This is a genomic window from Capnocytophaga sp. oral taxon 864, from assembly GCF_002998835.1.
Classification (GTDB): domain Bacteria; phylum Bacteroidota; class Bacteroidia; order Flavobacteriales; family Flavobacteriaceae; genus Capnocytophaga; species Capnocytophaga ochracea.
Genome location: NZ_CP027232.1, coordinates 1,604,086 through 1,622,728 on the forward strand (window position 1 = coordinate 1,604,086; position 18,643 = coordinate 1,622,728).

The 18,643-nt window shown below is 41.7% G+C and carries 16 protein-coding genes and 1 pseudogene; 7 read left to right on the top strand and 10 right to left on the bottom strand.

The window, feature by feature from the left end:
* Window positions 1–16: 16 nt before the first annotated feature.
* The 6 genes from pnuC to tsaB all read left to right on the top strand — a co-directional run bounded on the left by pnuC (window position 17) and on the right by tsaB (window position 5,449).
* Window positions 17–688: a nicotinamide riboside transporter PnuC gene (gene pnuC, locus C3V44_RS07075; RefSeq protein WP_009410835.1), complete on the top strand. Its 672-nt coding sequence runs from the start codon at window positions 17–19 to the stop codon at window positions 686–688.
* Window positions 652–1,200: an AAA family ATPase gene (locus C3V44_RS07080; RefSeq protein ID WP_106095999.1), complete on the top strand. Its 549-nt coding sequence runs from the start codon at window positions 652–654 to the stop codon at window positions 1,198–1,200. The genes pnuC and C3V44_RS07080 overlap by 37 nt, the downstream gene beginning before the upstream one ends.
* A gap of 1,002 nt (window positions 1,201–2,202) precedes the next feature.
* Window positions 2,203–3,093, top strand: a complete 891-nt coding sequence (locus tag C3V44_RS07090) for a fructose bisphosphate aldolase (protein WP_016478485.1) — start codon at window positions 2,203–2,205, stop codon at window positions 3,091–3,093.
* Window positions 3,094–3,212: 119 nt separating this feature from the next.
* Window positions 3,213–4,085: a hypothetical protein gene (locus C3V44_RS07095; RefSeq protein WP_016478484.1), complete on the top strand. Its 873-nt coding sequence runs from the start codon at window positions 3,213–3,215 to the stop codon at window positions 4,083–4,085.
* Window positions 4,085–4,762 (top strand): 16S rRNA (cytidine(1402)-2'-O)-methyltransferase, encoded by a 678-nt coding sequence (rsmI, locus tag C3V44_RS07100; protein ID WP_016478483.1) that lies wholly within the window; start codon window positions 4,085–4,087, stop codon window positions 4,760–4,762. Before C3V44_RS07095 ends, rsmI begins: the two co-directional genes overlap by 1 nt.
* Before the next feature lie 51 nt (window positions 4,763–4,813).
* The gene (gene tsaB / locus C3V44_RS07105) at window positions 4,814–5,449 is read left to right on the top strand and encodes a tRNA (adenosine(37)-N6)-threonylcarbamoyltransferase complex dimerization subunit type 1 TsaB (protein ID WP_016478482.1); all 636 of its coding nucleotides are present in this window, start codon (window positions 4,814–4,816) and stop codon (window positions 5,447–5,449) included.
* Between the two features lie 9 nt (window positions 5,450–5,458).
* On the opposite strand, the gene C3V44_RS07110 is transcribed toward tsaB, so the two are convergent.
* The 10 genes and pseudogenes from C3V44_RS07110 to C3V44_RS12255 form a co-directional block, all read right to left on the bottom strand.
* Window positions 5,459–6,178 carry a 3'-5' exonuclease gene (locus C3V44_RS07110; protein ID WP_106096000.1) on the bottom strand — a complete coding sequence of 240 codons (720 nt, stop codon included), beginning with the start codon at window positions 6,176–6,178 and terminating at the stop codon, window positions 5,459–5,461.
* 43 nt (window positions 6,179–6,221) lie between these two features.
* The gene (locus C3V44_RS07115) at window positions 6,222–7,376 is read right to left on the bottom strand and encodes a serine hydrolase (RefSeq protein ID WP_106096001.1); all 1,155 of its coding nucleotides are present in this window, start codon (window positions 7,374–7,376) and stop codon (window positions 6,222–6,224) included.
* 22 nt (window positions 7,377–7,398) lie between these two features.
* Window positions 7,399–7,746 (bottom strand): DUF2149 domain-containing protein, encoded by a 348-nt coding sequence (locus C3V44_RS07120; RefSeq protein WP_106096002.1) that lies wholly within the window; start codon window positions 7,744–7,746, stop codon window positions 7,399–7,401.
* Window positions 7,743–8,342 carry a MotA/TolQ/ExbB proton channel family protein gene (locus C3V44_RS07125; protein ID WP_009419083.1) on the bottom strand — a complete coding sequence of 200 codons (600 nt, stop codon included), beginning with the start codon at window positions 8,340–8,342 and terminating at the stop codon, window positions 7,743–7,745. The genes C3V44_RS07120 and C3V44_RS07125 overlap by 4 nt, the downstream gene beginning before the upstream one ends.
* 48 nt (window positions 8,343–8,390) lie before the next feature.
* Complete coding sequence (locus C3V44_RS07130) at window positions 8,391–9,146, bottom strand: patatin-like phospholipase family protein (RefSeq protein ID WP_106096643.1); 756 nt, start codon at window positions 9,144–9,146, stop codon at window positions 8,391–8,393.
* Window positions 9,147–9,208: 62 nt separating this feature from the next.
* The gene (gene feoB, locus C3V44_RS07135; protein WP_174683114.1) at window positions 9,209–11,206 is read right to left on the bottom strand and encodes a ferrous iron transport protein B; all 1,998 of its coding nucleotides are present in this window, start codon (window positions 11,204–11,206) and stop codon (window positions 9,209–9,211) included.
* Between the two features lie 40 nt (window positions 11,207–11,246).
* Entirely contained in the window at window positions 11,247–11,489 is a 243-nt protein-coding gene (locus C3V44_RS07140) for a FeoA family protein (RefSeq protein WP_106096003.1), read from the bottom strand.
* Window positions 11,490–11,713: 224 nt separating this feature from the next.
* A complete protein-coding gene (gene mnmG, locus C3V44_RS07145; protein ID WP_106096004.1) occupies window positions 11,714–13,585 on the bottom strand; it encodes a tRNA uridine-5-carboxymethylaminomethyl(34) synthesis enzyme MnmG in 1,872 nt (623 codons plus the stop codon).
* A gap of 36 nt (window positions 13,586–13,621) precedes the next feature.
* Window positions 13,622–14,098, bottom strand: a complete 477-nt coding sequence (locus C3V44_RS07150; protein WP_009751603.1) for a hypothetical protein — start codon at window positions 14,096–14,098, stop codon at window positions 13,622–13,624.
* A gap of 542 nt (window positions 14,099–14,640) precedes the next feature.
* A pseudogene (locus C3V44_RS12255) lies at window positions 14,641–14,792 on the bottom strand (glycine cleavage system protein T).
* Window positions 14,793–15,291: 499 nt separating this feature from the next.
* Between C3V44_RS12255 and C3V44_RS07160 the strand changes: the two are divergent.
* Window positions 15,292–18,636 carry a SusC/RagA family TonB-linked outer membrane protein gene (locus tag C3V44_RS07160; protein ID WP_106096005.1) on the top strand — a complete coding sequence of 1,115 codons (3,345 nt, stop codon included), beginning with the start codon at window positions 15,292–15,294 and terminating at the stop codon, window positions 18,634–18,636.
* The last annotated feature ends 7 nt before the right edge of the window (window positions 18,637–18,643 follow it).

Genomic DNA, 18,643 nt, shown 5'->3' on the forward strand with positions numbered 1-18,643 from the left:
TAACTGAGTATCTGATATGGAAGCGTTTTTCAATTGGTTTTTTAGTCAGTATCAAGGAGTCCCTACCCATTTAGTGGTTTTAGAAATTATAGGTGTGTTCTTTGGGTTCCTCAGTGTTTGGCTGGCTAAAAAAGGAAATATATGGGTATACCCTACGGGTATCATCAGCACGGTGTTATTTGTATACCTGCTATGGCACTACGTGCTGTGGGGCGATATGCTTATCAATGCCTATTATACAGCGATGAGTATCTACGGATGGATACTATGGGCAAAGAACGCCCAAGACAATGTGATTACTATCTCCGCTACCACCCGTCGCGATTGGCAAATCTGTACTCTTTTAGGTGTTTTTAGCTTGGTTTTTGTCACTGCGGTATACTACCTGAAACCTTACATCAAAAACAACTTTTCTATGCAGGGAATCTCCTTAGGATTTCACAACTTCCTCCCTACCGAATATGTCGATGTCTTTACCACCTCCATTTTCTTGATAGGAATGTGGCTAATGGCAAAACGCAAAGTAGAAAACTGGGTCTTTTGGATTCTCGGCGACCTCATTTCAGTACCCCTCTACCTCAAAAAAGGAATGTTATTCACCTCCTTTCAGTACTTTTTATTCACCATTATTGCCATTATGGGCTATAGAGAATGGAAACAACACTTGCGCAACGAGACAGCCCGATAAAGCGTATCGCCTTTGTAGGCCCTGAGTGCACCGGCAAAACCACTCTTAGTCGTACTCTTGCCCAGCAGTTCCAAACCGTATGGGCTGAGGAGTATATGCGCACTTACCTGCAACACAAGTGGGACACTCAGCATCTCACCTGCACGTGGGACGACCTCCTTCCTATCGCTCACGGACAAGTTTCTCTCGAAAACAAACGTATCCAGCAAGCCAATGAATATTTGTTCTGCGACACCTGTCTGCTCGAACTAATGGTCTATTCTTACCTTTACTATGGCAAATGCAACCCACAAATAGAGCGCGCAGCCCTCACACATCATTATCACACCCTTTTTCTCACTTATGTAGATGTCCCTTGGCAACCCGATGACCTCCGCGATAAACCCCACGAGCGCGAGAGCGTATTTGCTTTTTTTGAGCAACATCTGAACGCTCACGGCATACAACACCATATCCTAAAAGGCTCCTTAGAGGAACGCATCGCCCAATGCACCAAAATGCTAACCGCATAACATCTTCTCACAAGCCCCCTCTATCCGACCCCCTTCCTACGAGTCCTCCCCACCAAACAACTATTTTTGTCCCTACATTCCTCTTTTTTCCCTATTACTACATTCCCCATTTAAAGCGAGTTATAGAGATGTTTGTTATCACTATACTTTGGCAAAGTTTAAAACTTTGCCAAAGTTAATATAGCTCTCTTTGTCTTTGGTTCTCCCTTTTTGAGCCTCTCCGACCCCCCCGATAGCTTCCCTTTGGTTGCCACATTTCTCCTTTGAAGATGTTTTTCCCTTATTGCCTATGCCCTAAGCCCTCACACTTTCCCATTTACTAATTTTCTAATTTGCCAATTCTCTAATTATCCCTTCTTCTTTCCGTCGCTATATCCCCCCCTCTCCTTGGGAGAGGGACGGGGTGAGGATTCTCTTTTCTTTCGCCTCGAAACCCCGTTTTTACCATTTTTTGTATCGCTGTATTATACTATTATTCAATTATTTACACACCCTTTCTATACCAATCGTCCAAGATTCGTATAAGCTTCCTATAAGCTCTCTATAAGCTAACCCCACCCTCCTTATAGTCTTTTTTCGTCAAAACCCCTCCCTCCCTTCTTCCGAACTTCTCCGTTTCCTTCCGAATCCTCCTAACAGACCCCAACACATCGCTTTTTCATCTCAAACTTTGGCAAAGTTAATAGCCCGTCGTGCTACGACTGCCTGTGTGGCTCGCTCCTTTGCCAAAGTTGAATAAACTGACAATATTTCCGCTGGTTTACAAGGCGTAGCCTTGATTTTGTTTAAAATTTGTTTAATTTCTGAGGCACAGCCTCATTTCTCTAATACAACCTCACACTCCATTTTCTCATTTCCTCATTCTCTCATTTTCTAATTTGCTAATTTTCTAATTTTTCCTCGCCCGTGTAGCTCGCATCTTTCGCATTTCCAGTATTATTAATTTTTGTCAATTAAAAAATATTTCGTACCTTTGTACTATCTTTTAAACAGTAACACACTATGAAAAAAGAACAACTCAAACAAATGAAAGATGGCAAGGGCTTTATCGCAGCCCTCGACCAAAGTGGCGGTAGTACCCCAAAAGCCCTTAAACTTTACGGTGTGAATGAAGACCAATATAGCAATGAAGACCAAATGTTTGACCTCATTCACCAAATGCGTACCCGCATCATCAAAAGCCCCGCTTTTAACAGCCATAAAATTATCGGTGCTATCCTTTTCGAACAGACAATGGATAGAAAAATCGACGGTAAATATACCGCCGATTATCTCTGGGAAGAAAAACATATAGTTCCCTTCCTAAAAGTCGATAAAGGCTTAGAAAGCTTAGACGCCGATGGCGTTCAACTGATGAAACCTATTGGCGGTCTTACAGAACTCTTAGAGCGTGCCAATGAGCGTCATATCTTCGGCACCAAAATGCGCTCAGTCATTAAAAAAGCCTCTCCTGACGGTATTGCACGAGTGGTAAAACAGCAGTTTGAGATAGCCAAACAAATCGTAAAAGCAGGACTCGTGCCTATTATAGAGCCCGAAGTAGATATCAATATCCCCGATAAATCACCTGCCGAAGCTATCTTGCGCGACGAGATAAGAAAACACCTCGATGCCCTCCCCGATACTTTCAATGTGATGCTCAAACTCTCTTTGCCAACTATTAACAATCTCTACAAAGAGTTCACCAAGCACCCTCGTGTAGTGCGTGTAGTCGCCCTTTCAGGAGGTTACCCAAGAGAGAAAGCCAATGATATCCTTGCCGAAAATAAAGGCGTAATCGCCAGTTTCTCAAGAGCACTTACCGAAGGACTCTCAGCTCAGCAAACCGATGCTCAGTTCAACGATACTTTAACTCACACTATCGAAGGTATTTACGAAGCTTCAATTAAGTAATCTAAAAAAAACAGACTGCTTCAAAAAGATTTTCTGGGGCAGTCTGTTTTTTTGTTATTTCTTTATTATTCAAAAATATTTTATATCTTTGCCACATCTTAACTAAAGAATAGCAATCTATGAAAGAAGAATTAGAACAAAGTTTAGTAGCTCTCGCTACCGAAATTATTGCTAAACAAGGGAAACTTAACCTCATAGAACTCAATAGACAGGCTCATAAATTAGCTGAAAAAATCACTATATTGAGTTTCGTTGATAAATATTATCAAGACTTAGGTGCTAATGAAAACCGAAAAAACTCAATGATGAAAAAAGTATCTAATTTCATTGATGAAAATCAAGAAAAAGATATTTTCGACATCAACGTAGAAGCTACCGAAGTGCACCCTATTGCTCCTAAAGGACAAACAAAAGAAAAAACTTCGTTTGTAGCAATGGAACCAAAACCCGTTCAAAAACAAACTACAAAAATAGCGCAACCCCAAGTAGAAGTACATCAGCCCGAACCTGAATGGGCAGTACCTGTGGAACAACCCAAAAGAGTAGAAACATCTCAAATAGATTTTGCTATCGAGCAACCTCAGCAAGTAACACAGCCCGAACAGTTTATTGAGCAACCTCAGTACACCGATGAACAACGTATCTTAAAGCAATCCCCTTCCTTAGAAGAATATATCTCTCAGTCTAAGAACACAGTATTCGATAGAAAAGAAACTGATGAGAATATAAAACCCGTACAATCTCTTAACGATAAGTTAGGTAAAAATGCTCAAATAGGTTTGAATGATAAATTGGCTTTTGTACAAAAACTCTTCCTTGGTAGTGAAAGCGAATATAACAAAGTTGTAAAACATATCGGAGAACTCAATACAATGCAAGATGCTGTTTTATACTTAGAACAAGAAATAAAACCTACTTACAACTATTGGAAAGACAAAGAGGAATACGAAGAACGCTTCCTTTCTCTCCTCCTCAAACGCTTTGAAGTGTAATGAGCAAACTCTATCTCATTCCTACCCCCATAGGCAATCTCGAAGATATAACCTTGCGAGCACTCCGTTTGCTCAAAGAGGTTGATATCATCTTAGCCGAAGATACGCGCACCAGTAGTAAGCTTCTCAAACACTACGATATCCATACCCCTATGCAAAGTTACCACCTGTTCAACGAGCACAAAGTGGTAGACGGTTGGGTACAGCGCATCAAAGGGGGTACTACCGTAGCACTCATCACCGATGCAGGAACACCTGCCATTTCCGATCCCGGCTTCTTGCTTACACGTGCTTGCCTTACTGAGGGAGTAGATGTAGAATGCTTACCAGGAGCTACAGCCTTTGTGCCTGCCTTGGTAAACAGTGGTCTGCCTAACGACCGTTTTACCTTCGAAGGTTTCCTCCCCGATAAAAAAGGACGACAAACGCGCCTCTCTCGGCTCACAACTGAAACCAAAACGATGATTTTCTACATCTCCCCGCATAAATTGCTCAAAACCCTCACTGACTTTATCACCACTTTCGGTACCGACCGTCCTGCGAGTCTCTCACGTGAGCTCACTAAGCTACACGAAGAGACCCAACGTGGCACCCTCCAACAACTTTTAGACTATTATAAAGATAAGAATATTAAAGGAGAAATAGTTCTTATTGTTTCTGGGAAAAGTGAAAAATAAACAGTCGCTTTTGCGTCACACATTCCCCCTAAGTTGAAAAATACAACAAAAATGATTATCCTTCACATAGAAACTTCAGGACTCAATTGCTCGGTAGCCCTATCAAAAGACAATCATATTATAGCTGAAAAATCTGAGAATGCAGGCAAGTTTACCCATTCTGAAAACTTACATCTCTTCATTGAAGACGTAATGCAACAAGCCTCCTTGTCCCTTTCTGCGGTTGATGCTATAGCCGTAAGTGCTGGTGCAGGCTCTTATACAGGTTTGCGCATTGGTATTGCTACTGCCAAGGGTCTTTGCTTTGCTTTGGAGAAACCCTTAATTGCTATTCCTACCTTGCAAATCCTCGCTCACCAAGCTCAGGGTAATTGCATTATCCCTATGCTCGATGCACGCCGTATGGAGGTGTATAGCGCCGTGTTTAATAGTGCTTATCAGTTTGTGAGTCCTACTGAAGCTAAAATCCTCGATGAGCATAGTTATCAAGAAGAACTAAATAGGGGTAAAGTAACTTTTTTAGGTGATGGTAGTACGAAGTTTGCTACTATCTGTAAGCATCCTAATGCTGTATTTATACCCAATGCCTTCCCTGAGGCAAAAGATATGCTTCCGTTTGCTATAGAAAAATATACAAAACAAGACTTTGAAGATATTGCTTATTTTGAACCTCAGTATTTAAAATAGAAGTAAAAGTTAATGCCCTACAATTAGAATTTCATCATCGGTTAGAAGCTCTTCGTTGCGGAAACGTAGCAGTATTTGGGCTACTGTAATAGTATCTTTTTCACAATAAGTAGCAATGCGGTCTACATCACCTTCATTGTAGAACACATCACGCACTTCGCTACCATTAATATCGTCTTTAGGCGAAGGAATGCCCAAAATATGAGCCAAGAGCTTCAGCGAAGTGAAGTGTTTATAATCACCAAATTTCCATAGTTCAAGAGTATCGAGATGTGGAATCTCCCAAGGTTTCTTGCCAAAGAGCTGTAGTTTTTGAGGAATAGGAATACCATTAATAATCATACGTCGCGAAAGGTAAGGAAAGTCAAACTCTTTGCCGTTATGAGCACAAAACAATTTATTAGCGCGTGAAAAGTGTTCTTCTACCAAACGTACAAAATCTTTTAACAATACTTCTTCCTCTCCCACAAACGAGGTAACCCTAAAAGTGCGTTGCTGATGTCGAAAAGAAAAGTAGCCTACTGATATACATACAATCTTCCCAAACTCCGCCCAAATACCTGCACGGTCGTAAAATTCTTCAGCAGTAAACTCATCTTTCCGCTGATAACGTGTCTTTTCCTCCCACAGTTCTTGTTCTAAAACCGAAAGCTCAGCGTGTTGTTCATAGAGTGGTACCGTTTCTATGTCTAAGAAGAGAATATCTTCAAGATTAATCTTGTTAAGCATTTTTACTGAAATTCAACTATTAATTTAAAGTCTCATCGCTCTACTACCCTCTAACATCTAAAACCTTATATGCCTCATCTATATAATCATAAATGTCCTGAGTAAACTTACTGCCTTCAGGAGAGGTATCGGCAGTGCAATGTCCTAAACGCACAATGATGACTTTATCAGTAGGATTTACTATTACGTATTGTCCCAAATGTCCACGCATCATAAAGAAATGGGTATCTTTATAGTCTAATAACCACCAACCATAGCCGTATTCTGGACTCTCGGCAAAGCGCGGTTGTACGGAAGTCGCCACAAAGGTAGAGTCTAATAGCTGTTTGCCGTTCCACTTACCATTATCTCGATAGAGTTTCCCGAGGCGGGCAAAATCACGTGCATTCGAAGCAATACAACAATACGCTTTTTCGAGTCCGCTTTCTTTACTGTCCAATTGCCAAAGAGCATCGCTCTCACAACCCATCGGTTGCCATAAGCTTTCGGTGAGATACTGAGTAAGGGTCTTCTTTGTAGCTTTCTCCAATACCATTCCCAAAAGGAAAGTATTTCCACTGAGGTATTTATAGGCTTTCCCAGGAGGAGAAACAATCCTCAGTTGGAGCATCTTTTCTCTAAAATGTTTATCAAAATAAGCACGAGTCGTAATAGAAAACGGATTGTAATACGCCTCGTCCCAGTCAAGCCCTGATGCCATAGACGACAGGTCGCCTACCGTAAGCTGGGCTCCGAAGCCTTTTTTGTACTCAGGGAAGAAATCGCTTACTTTTTGGTCGAGACTCTTGATATAACCATCGGCAATAGCCCTACCCAAGAGCGCCGAGACATAGCTTTTTGCCATAGAAAACGAATTGCTCTTACTCTCAGTATTATAGCCTTCAAAATACTGTTCGTGCCATATACTATCACCTTTGATAATAAGGAAAGCTACCGTTCCGTATTTCTTGTGAGCATTTTGTAACTCGGGGGTTTCGGGTATTTTGTTGTAATCCGCTGAAAGTGGCCAAGGCTGAGGAGTAGGACTTTTAGCAATTGTACGATTGTCAAAATAGGTATAATCATCAAGGAAAGTAGTAGTATGCCCCGTGCCGTAGACCACCACTACTGCTTTGAGAATATAACCATAGCCCGCCACGTAAAGGGTTCCTATGAGTAGTAGCAGTACAACAACGAAATTAATGAGAAACTTTTTCATATTTAATAGGGTTTATTTATGCTTATTCTTCATCAGGCAACAATATAGTTTCGCCATTCTCGGTTTCGTACATTACCCCGAGGCGTTTACCTTTTTTCTGAGTGGTAGAAGCGTCGGGGGTTGCACCTTCTACAGTTTTATATTTAGTGATTTTTTGTCCTTCACGACGAATGATTTCCATATCATCACCTTTCTTCTTTACAATGGTAAAATCTTCACCCGAAAAGAAATCTGCCATATTCAGGTTCATCACCATCGATACCATTAAGGCAACGGCAAAGACCATTGCCACGTCAAAGAGGTTTACTACTACACTTAGCGGGTCGGCATCATCGTCTTTGAGTCGGGATATGCGTCGGTTTGTTTTCATTGTCTTGCGGGTTGAGTTAATACTCTACTTACATATTCAAGGTTGTTGATTTCTTTGCTATACCAGCGTTGTTTGAACTGCAAAGTTACCAACCCTACTAAACTAATCACTAAGCCTACAACGGTGGTGGCAAATACCACTTGCATATTACTTGCCATCTTAGAAATGTCTCCGGTGGAGAGCCCCGTAAGCGCCGGACTCATAGCAATAAGCGTACCGATGAGCCCCAAAACGGGACCTACTTTTGCCAACAGCTTAGAGGTGGCTATGTCTTTTTCGCCTTCATTCTCGAAGTTGGAAATCATATAGTCGTAATAAGCCTCATCGGGTATATGGCTAAGAATATCACGCAAGTATTGAGTGTAAAGAGCGTTATCGCGTGCGGGCAATAGAGCTTTAAGCTGTTCTGCGCTTTCGGGTGTGAGCGTCCTGATAGCTTCATTCAGCTGTTTGTCGTTTTTGTATTTAGTGATGAAGCGATTGTAGAAACTACCTACTAATAATAAAGCGCGCACAAAAAGTACCAAGAGTACAATAATGTCGGGTATCAGCAAACTATCCGATACCAAGAATAGAATTTTAGAAATCTCACTCATAAAGTTAATGTCTTAATTTAGTAATTTGTCAATGTTTGCCTCTACTCATTAGCTAACTGACAAATCAGCTAATTTGATAATTGTTTGTTCGTATCCATATTCGAAGGCTTGATCGAGCTTTTTAGTATCGAGTACGCCTACATTGCTGAGGTTATGTAGTAGTAAGTAGTCACATTTTTTAAACTTGCGGTTATAATTGCCATCCATAGTGATGTTGTAAATGCGTTGCATAAACTGGAACGAGTTGCTGAGCTCCTTCTCGGTAATCGTTTCTAACGGATTCACAAAGCTCCCTATAATTCTATCGCATCGGTCTTTGAGGGGTTCTATAGGGAAGTTGTCCAGCAGTCCACCATCGCAATATAAACTGTCTCCTATTCTCACCGGTGAGAAGTAAGGCGGTAATGCCGACGATGCAATGAGGGGCTGAATGAGCTCTCCTTTGCTAAAATACTGTACTTTACCGTTCAGCAGATTGGTAGCTGTTACCACTAAGGGCAAACGCAAGTCTTCAAAAGTCGGACATTGGAATTGTTTTTTAAAGAACTTGGTATATTTAGCACTATCTACTAATCCCACTTTTTTAAAAGTGAGCATCGACCATTTGAACACAGGTGTTTCCTTAAAAAAATGCACCATATCTTCGGGCTTTACCCCACAAGCGTAGAGTGCCCCAATAAGCGCTCCACCACTGGTACCCGAAATAATTGAGGGTTGCAAGCCTTTTTCTTCCAAAGCCTTCAACAATCCAGCGTGTGCCAAAGCGCGCACCCCGCCACCTGAAAATACTAAACCTAACTTCATTATTTGTCGATTATCGTCTTTACGGATTGTCCCCCCTCGGGGGAACGGGGGCAATCTGCTAATTATCTAATTAAAAAAAATGCCATCATTGCACTCACGTAGGCAATTCCCGTCATAAATATCCATTGGATAGCTGTCCATTTCCAGCTGTTGGTCTCTTTTCGTACTACGGCAACAGTGCTAAGACACTGCATTGCAAAAGCGTAATAGAGCAAGAGCGAAATACCGGTGCCGAGTGTGTATACAGGCGTACCATCAGGACGTACTTCAGCGCGCATTTTTGCCAAGATAGTACGTTCACCCTCTTCACCTTCGGTATCCAAATCTTTTCCTAAACTATAAACCGTTGATAGGGTACTAATGAACACCTCTCGCGCTGCAAACGAGGCTACTACCCCTATACTGATTTTCCAATCGTAGCCCAGCGGGCGAAATACGGGCTCTATTCCTTTGCCTATGTAACCCAAAAACGAGTATTCAAGACTTTGGGCTTCTATGTAATGTGCTTTCTGCTCGGCAGTCCACTGGTGAGTTTGTGCCAACTGCTCGGCGGTAGTCTCTATGCTGTTGTACTTTTCTCCTACCCCGTGAGACCCTAAGAACCACAAAAGTATCGAAATTGCTAAAATGAACTTCCCGGCTCCTATTACAAAGCCTTTGGTCTTCTCGTATACAGTGAGACATACATTACGTAAAAGCGGAATTTTATAATCGGGAATTTCTGCGATAAAGAAACTGCTGTTCTTGTGCATCTTCAGTACTTTGTCTAAGATAAAAGCCGAGAGCAAAGCTACCGCAAAGCCCAAAAAGTACATCGCAAAGAAGGTCCACGCTTTATAGCTAATCCAGCAAAAATCACCGTCTGGGATTACCAAGTTAATGATGATGAGATATACAGGCAAACGCGCCGAACAGGTCATAAACGGAGTAACAAGTATGGTGATTAGGCGTTCTTTCCAATTCTCAATATTGCGGGCAATCATCACGGCAGGTACGGCACAAGCTGCTCCCGAAATCAGAGGAACAACACTCTTACCACTGAGCCCAAAACGACGCATTACATTGTCCATCAAGAACACCACCCTACTCATATAGCCACTTTCTTCCAATAGAGCAATCAAGGTGAAGAGTACAGCTATTTGGGGGATAAACACTGTGATACCTGCGATTCCTGGTATGATACCCTCTATTAGTAATTCGCTAAGTGCCCCAGCGGGTAGTTTAGTAGCAAGCCATTCCCCAAAAACATTGAAACCGTTTTCTATCCAATCCATTGGATAGCTCGACCAAGTAAATACTGCTTGGAAAATAAGCAAGAGTATCGCAGCAAACACCACATAGCCAAAGAAGGGGTGTATGAGGAAGCGGTCGAGATGTGCGCGAAGCGTCTGTGCTTTGCGCTGGTCTACCGTATACGTCTCTTTCAGTATTTTGTTGATAAACTGATAGCGAAGTATTGTTTCTTTTTGCTGTTTGCGCCGTTGCTCACTTTCCGAAGTGCCAAAAGTCATTGCCTCTAAGCGAGAGATATCTACGCAAGGAGTGAGCGACAGTTGTTGATAATTTACAATCGCTTCTTTCAGTTCTGCAAGTCCTTCGCCTTTGCGAGTACTAGTGAGCACAACTTTCGTCTGCAAAGCTTGCGCTAATTTTTCCACCTCAATACTGATACCCTTTTTGTGCATCTGGTCTACCATATTGATAACAAGTATCGTAGGCAACCCAAGGTCTTTTACTTGGGTAAAGAGCAAGAGATTTTGCTTGAGGTTACTCACCTCACACACCACTACCACCACATCAGGGTAATGAGGCTCAGAGTTATGTGTAAGCACATTTATAGCCACGTGCTCGTCTTCCGAGCTTGGGTTGAGACTATAGGCACCCGGCAAGTCTATGATTTCGGCTTGCTGGGTATCGGAAAGCTTGCAGTATCCTATTTTTTTTTCGACAGTAATACCAGGGTAGTTGCCTACCTTTTGGTTCAAGCCCGTCAGTGCATTGAAGAGCGAAGTTTTACCGGTATTAGGGTTGCCCACAAGGGCGATTTTTAAATTTGCCAATTTACTAATTTGCTAATTAATTTGCTCGTGCGGCTCGCACCTAATTTGCTAATTGAATATTCTCTGCCATATCCTTTCTAATCGAAAGATATGCCTCATTCATACGGATATAGATAGGGTCGCCAAAAGTAGCTTTTTGGAGTACCTCTATTTCACTATCCGCATAACAACCTAAATCAATGAGTTTTTGAGGTATTTTAGTAATATCAAAGTCTTGTATAATCCCTTTTTCGCCCTTCTTTAGCTCGGCAACAGTACAAGCACGGTTGCGCACTTCTTCCATAACGATTATTATTTAGAATGATTTTGAGTGCAAAGGTAGTAAATAATTTTAATTCTACAATACCATAACTGCCGATAACAACTATAATATCTATAAAACAAAAACCTAAACACCGCATTACGCTAAATGTTTAGGCTCTAAGTTAATCTTCCCTTCTCAATTCCTTTATTTTGCAATCGTCTGTATGGCTCACTGCCGCCTGTCGTGCTACGACCTCACACCAATTACCTTCCCATATATATCAGTAATACACTGATATCCGCTGGCGATACGCCACTGATGCGTGAGGCTTGCGAAAGGGTAACAGGGCGTATCTTTTTCAGCTTCTCGCGCCCTTCAAACGAGAGCGATACTATCTTGTCGTAATCGAAGTTGTCGGGAATACGCATACTCTCCAAGCGGTTGAGTTTATCAGCATTATTGCGCTCTTTTTCTATATAGCCGGCGTATTTCACCTCCACTTCTGCGCAGGTTTTTTCTTCTTCGGTAAGTTCGTTCTTCTTTATATATTCGGCAATACGGTCTATAGCCTCAAAGTCAGCAAGAGTTACATCGGGGCGAGAAAGTACCTTTTGAAACTTGTCGCCTTGTTTCATTGGTGATGACTCGTATTTTTCGAGTATAGGGTTTACCTCTTCGGGGGTAACACTCAATTCCTTTATATAAGTGATAAATCCACTCACCTTGCGTTCTTTGGCTTCCCACGCACGATAGCGCGCTTCACTTACAGTACCTATTTCATACCCTAACGGAGTCAATCGTCTGTCAGCATTATCCTGTCGCAAGAGGGTGCGGTATTCAGCGCGTGAGGTAAACATACGATAAGGCTCTTCGGTGCCTTTGGTGATGAGGTCATCAATCAAAACTCCTATATAAGCCTCGTCGCGTTTCAGTACAAAAGGAGCTCGCTCGCGTATTTTCAGTACCGCATTCACTCCTGCCATTAGTCCTTGTGCAGCAGCTTCTTCATAGCCCGTAGTTCCGTTGATTTGCCCTGCAAAGTATAAGTTTTCTATGAGTTTCGTTTCAAGGGTATGTTTCAGCTGGGTAGGCGGAAAATAGTCGTACTCTATCGCATACCCTGGACGGAAAAACTTCACCTTCTCAAAACCAGCTACCTGACTCAGGGCAACGTATTGCACTTCTTCGGGCAAAGAAGTCGAAAAACCGTTCACGTACATCTCTACGGTATGCCAGCCTTCGGGCTCTACAAACAGCTGATGATGGTCTTTGTCGGCAAAACGATTTATTTTATCTTCTATCGAAGGGCAATAGCGCGGACCCACACCGTGGATAATGCCCTGAAACATAGGCGAACGATCGAAGCCTGTGCGCAATATATTATGTACGCGCTCGCTGGTGTATGTCATATAGCAGTCTTTTTGCACTGCGAGCGGCTGTGTTTCAGCAGAGAAAGAAAACTTTTGTGGATGTTCATCGCCCGGTTGAGGAATCATCTTACTGAAATCAAGCGAACGTGCATCTACACGTGGAGGCGTACCTGTTTTCATACGTCCCGCCTCAAAACCGTGTTGTACGAGGCACTCGGTGATACCGTATGCTGCGGGTTCACCTGCACGCCCTCCGCCAAACTGTTTCAGCCCTATGTGCATCACTCCGTTCAAGAAAGTACCATTGGTGAGCACTACACTCTTCGCTTTGATAGTAATCCCCAACGAAGTGCGTACTCCTACTACCTTGTCTTTCTCAATCAGAAGGTCGTTTACCATTCCTTGAAAGAAATCAAGTGTAGGCAGACTTTCCAACTGCAATCGCCACGCTTCCGAAAAACGCATACGGTCAGATTGTGCACGCGGACTCCACATAGCAGGACCCTTCGATTGGTTGAGCATCTTAAATTGAATAGCGGTTTTATCAGTGATAATCCCCATATAGCCACCCAAGGCATCTATTTCGCGTACTATCTGCCCTTTGGCAATACCTCCTACAGCAGGGTTACAGCTCATTTGGGCGATATGTTGTAAGTTCATAGTAATCAGTAGTGTGCTGGCTCCCATATTGGCAGCCGCAGCGACAGCTTCAGCACCTGCGTGTCCTCCGCCCACTACTATCACATCGTATTCAGTTGTAAACATTTGTCTAATTTGCAAATGTGCTAATCTGCTAATTTGCTAATTTTTCTTTAGAAGTTTATACAGTTCTTTGATACTCTTTTCGAAGCGTTTGATGAGTTTAGGATTAGTTACTTTACTGCGCAACTGAGGTTGTTCATACCAAGCGGTATCAGCTCCTGCCCTACTATGACTCAGTTCCAGTTGGTTGTCTATATTTACAATAAAATAATAATCAGAAGGAAAATAAGAGTCTTTTTCATCAAAGAACACAATAGATTTCGGTAGATAAAAATCTCCATATTCATAAGTAGTGTGAGGTTTTTCGGTATTCCACACTACAGCATACTTAAAACCTTTGGTGTTGTTCCAAAAAGCCAACGGCGATGTTTTCTGAGGAAGCTCAAAAATCTGCAAGGCATCTTCGGGAATGAAAGCACTGAGTTGTATGATTTTATTGAATAAATCAACGGTAATCACCTCGTTCCTTAATGGGTGACCGTGTAGTTTCCTCTCTCTGTAATAGATTCTTGGCATAACAATTCAAACTCTTTTAAGTGTGCAAAGGTACAAAATAAAATCATAACTAAAAAATGATACGCAAAAAATAACATTTTTTCTCTTTCTAAATATCATTTTACAACCGTTTCACATACACCTCTTCTCCTTCCTACCTCCTCTTTTGTGTCTCTACACTTTGCCAAAGTTTCAAACTTAGTAAAGTTAATATAACCCTCTTTGTCTTTGGTTCTCCCTTTTTAGCCTCTCCCAAATTTGCTAATCTACTAATTTTTCACCTGTCTATCGCGCTATGACCTCACATTACCTCCGTGATTCGTCCCTCGTGATTCATCATTTGTCCCTCGTTATTCGCCCCTCGCCCTTCGTCATTTCTTCCTTTTTCCGCCATACTCCCCCCTAGTGCCTATGGACTAAGACCTATTGCCTTTTCCCTTTCTTTCGCCTCGAAACCCTGTTTTTACCATTTTTATACTCGTTGTATCATATTATGAATCAACTTTTTATATACCCTTTCTATACCAATCGTCCAAGATTCGTATAAGCTTCCTATAAGCTCTCTATAAGCTAACCCCACCCTCCTTACACCCTTTTTTCACCAAAAATCCTCCTAACTCACTTTTTATATTTTTCGTTTTCCTCCGATAACTCAAACCAGTCCTATTTGTCCGACAACTCACACCTATTGAAAACCTTTTTTATCACTACCCATTTCCAAATTTCCTCATTTCCTAATTTTCTAATTCTCTTATTTCCTAATTTTCTCCCGCCCGTGCGGTTCGCACCTAATTTACTAATCACTCAAACTCTCATTAGCCTAAAAACACTTCAATTTCAATAAAAGAATAATATTTCAAAATGTTAAATAAAGTTAAATTTCACAGAAAGTTACAGTTTAATAAATAGCGCTTAAAAGCGAATTATGAGTCCCTATATACTTGAAAATAAGTATTTTGCAAAGCAATATGTGAAAAACTGAAAAAAACGCAATGTTTTTGGCGATTCTCTGAAAATATTGCAAAGAATTCGGCAAAATGATGAAAAAAAATAGGGTATTTTCAAGAAATGCACTTGTTTTATTCAAAAAATAGCATTAGGAAATTATACACATTTAGTTATTTAACATAGAAAAAATTACCCATAAAATTTGCTTTTATAATTTTTTTTTCTGAACCTTTGCAAAATTAATTGAACGAAATAATATAATAGCGATGAAAGAAAAATTGATGTATGCACTGTTATGCACTGTGCTGTTCTTTGGTGTTGCCTTTGCCCAAGAACGCACCGTAACAGGGGTAGTAAAAGATGAAGCAGGCACTCCACTACCCGGTGCCTCAGTACTGGTAAAAGGTACTTCTCACGGGGTCGCCACCGATTTCGATGGTAAATACTCCATTAAAGTACCCAATGACAGCGCCGTATTAGTCTTTTCTCAACTGGGGAGCGCCTCAGTAGAGAAAGTAGTAGGTACTGCCAAAGTGATTAACGTTGTCCTTAAAGAGAACGTAACTGAACTTAAAGGAGTAGTCGTTACTGGTTACCAAGAGTTCGACCGTTCTAAATTTACGGGTAATGCTCAAACCCTCAAAGCCGACAATATCAAAATGGACGGCGTAGTCGATGTAGGTCGTATGATCGAAGGTCGTGCCGCAGGGGTAAACGTGCAGAACATCTCTGGTACTTTTGGTACTTCACCTAAAATTACCATTCGCGGGGGCTCCTCCATCTTCGGCGATACCAAACCGCTATGGGTGGTCGATGGTGCCGTACAAGAAGAGGTAGTAAACCTTAGCTTCGAGCAACTCGCTTCGGGTGATGCTTCTACCCTGGTAAGCTCCGCTATCTCTGGTATCAATGCCAACGATATCGAGAGCATCGAAATCCTCAAAGATGCCTCAGCCCTTTCTCTTTACGGAGCACGCGCCCTGAACGGTGCCGTGATTATCACTACCAAAAGTGGTAAGAAAAACGTAAAAACACAGATAAACTACCAATTAGAAGAGTCCGTGCGTATGATTCCTAACTATAATCAGTACGACATTATGAACTCTCAAGAAACAATGGACGTATATCAAGAGTTGGAACGCAAAGGCTACTTTTCGCTTTCTTCTTATACTCAAGCGCGTTACGGTGGGGCTTATAATATAATGTATCGTGCTATCGATACCTTTAATCCCGCTACAGGTACTTTCTTACTCGAAAATACCGAAGCAGCACGTACTGAATTTCTAAAAAAATACGAATATGCCAATACCGATTGGTTTAAAACGCTCTTTCGCCCATCGCTCACTCAAAACCATACGGTGAGTCTTTCAGGTGGGGGTGAAAATGCAACGGTGTATGGTTCAGTAGGTTTCTTTGTAGACCCCGGTTGGACAATTGCTGACCGTGTACACCGCGTAACCGGTAACCTCAAAACCACCTATACCCTTTCACCCAGCGTAAAGATAGGGGTGCTTACACAAGGCTCTATCCGTACCCAAAGAGCTCCCGGTACTTACAACCGTTCAGCTAATACCGTAAGTGGTGGGTACGACCGTGATTTCGATATCAACCCTTTTAGCTATGCGCTCAACACCACACGCGCCTTGCGCCCTTATGGCGATGATGGACAATATGAGTATTACAGCTATAACTATGCTCCTATGAACATCCTCAACGAGCTCGCCAATAACTATATGGATTTAAATGTGCTTGAGTATAAAATTCAAGGTGACTTAGAAGTAAAACTCGCCAAAGGCTTGAAGTATAATTTCCTCGGCTCTGTACGCCACGTAAAGAGTTCTAACGAACACTCTATGAGAGAAAACTCTAACGTGGTAGGAGCTTATCGCGCCAATCGCACTACCGTGATTGCCAAAGCCAATCCTTTCTTGTTCAAAGACCCTGAAAACCCTGATATGATTCCTCAGGTAGCATTGCCCAACGGAGGTATTTATAAACTTACCGAAAACAACTTGCAAAGTTATTATTTTCGTAATGCCTTAGAGTACAAACGCTTGTTTAAAGACGTACACGACCTAAAAGTGTTCTTTGGGCAAGAGTATCGCCATACCGACCGCGATAACTCTTTCTTCAACGGATATGGTTATCAGTTTGCACGCGGAGGAACCGCCTTTACCGATTATCGCGTGATTCAAAAAGCGATACAGGATAACTCTCCTTACTTTGGTAAATCTTTCACCAAAGAACGTGGTATTGCCTTTTTCTTGCAAGGCACTTATACCTATGATAATCGGTACGTATTTGCAGGTACTGCCAATTACGAAGGCTCTAACCAATTGGGTAGAAGTCGTAGCTCTCGCTGGTTACCTACTTGGAATGTCAGTGGTCGTTGGAACGCTTCGAACGAGAAATTCCTCGAAGATAATAGCACCATCTCAAACCTCGCTTTCCGCCTTAGCTACGGACTTATAGCTGGTTTAGGCTCTGCGAGCAACGCCTTAGCTATCTTTAAAAATGAGGTAGCTAACCGTTATAACCTAAATGATAGAGAAAACACTATCTATATAGAAGCGCTTCAAAACTCCGAGCTTACTTGGGAAAAAGTATACGAAGCTAACATAGGTATAGAACTTGGTTTGTTCAAAAACCGCGTTAACTTATCATTAGACCTTTACCAAAAGAACTCTAAAGACTTGATTGACTATGTACGTACCTCAGGTGTTGGAGGACAACTTGTGAAATTAGCAAACAATGCTTCTATGGTGACTAAAGGTATAGAGCTTGCTTTGGATACCAAAAATATCAAAACCGTCGATTTCAGTTGGAATACCGGTATCAATTTTGCCTATTTTAACCAAGAAATTACAAGTCTTACCTATCGCCCTAATGTGTACAACTTAGTACGTGAAGTAGGAGGAAATGTAGTAGGAGGCGCTCGTAATACCTTGTATTCTTATGATTTCAAAGGATTAAACGATAAAGGTCTTCCTGTGTTTAACTTGCTCGACGGTAGCACCGACTATAATAAAATAGATTTCCAAAGTATGGATAATATCTTGTCTTATCTCAAAAAGGAAGGTCCTGTAGAACCTAATATTACTGCGGGGCTTTCCAATACTTTCAAATATAAAAACTGGGAATTCAGTTGCTTGATTACCATAGCAGCAGGTAACAAGATACGCAAACCTGACCAATATGATGTCGATTACAACGACCTAAGTGTATTTCCTAAAGAAATGAAAAACCGTTGGATACACCCAGGCAACGAATATACTACCAATATTCCTGGTATTGCCGATAAGAGAACTGTTAACGAGATAGGTAGAAGTACCCTACGCCGTGTGTACAACGCCTACAACTATTCTACCCAGCGAGTAGTAGATGGCTCTTTTATTCGTATGAAAAGTATGAGTCTTTCTTATACTTTTGCCAAAGACGTATTGGATGCTTTGCACATAAACAACCTTACCTTGCGCTTACAAGCTACCAATCCGTTCTTGATATATGCACATAAAGACCTCAATGGGCAAGACCCTGAGTTCTTCCGTACAGGAGGAGTAGCTTACCCTGTAAATGCTCAATATACATTTACTATCAACCTTGGAATCTAAAAACAAG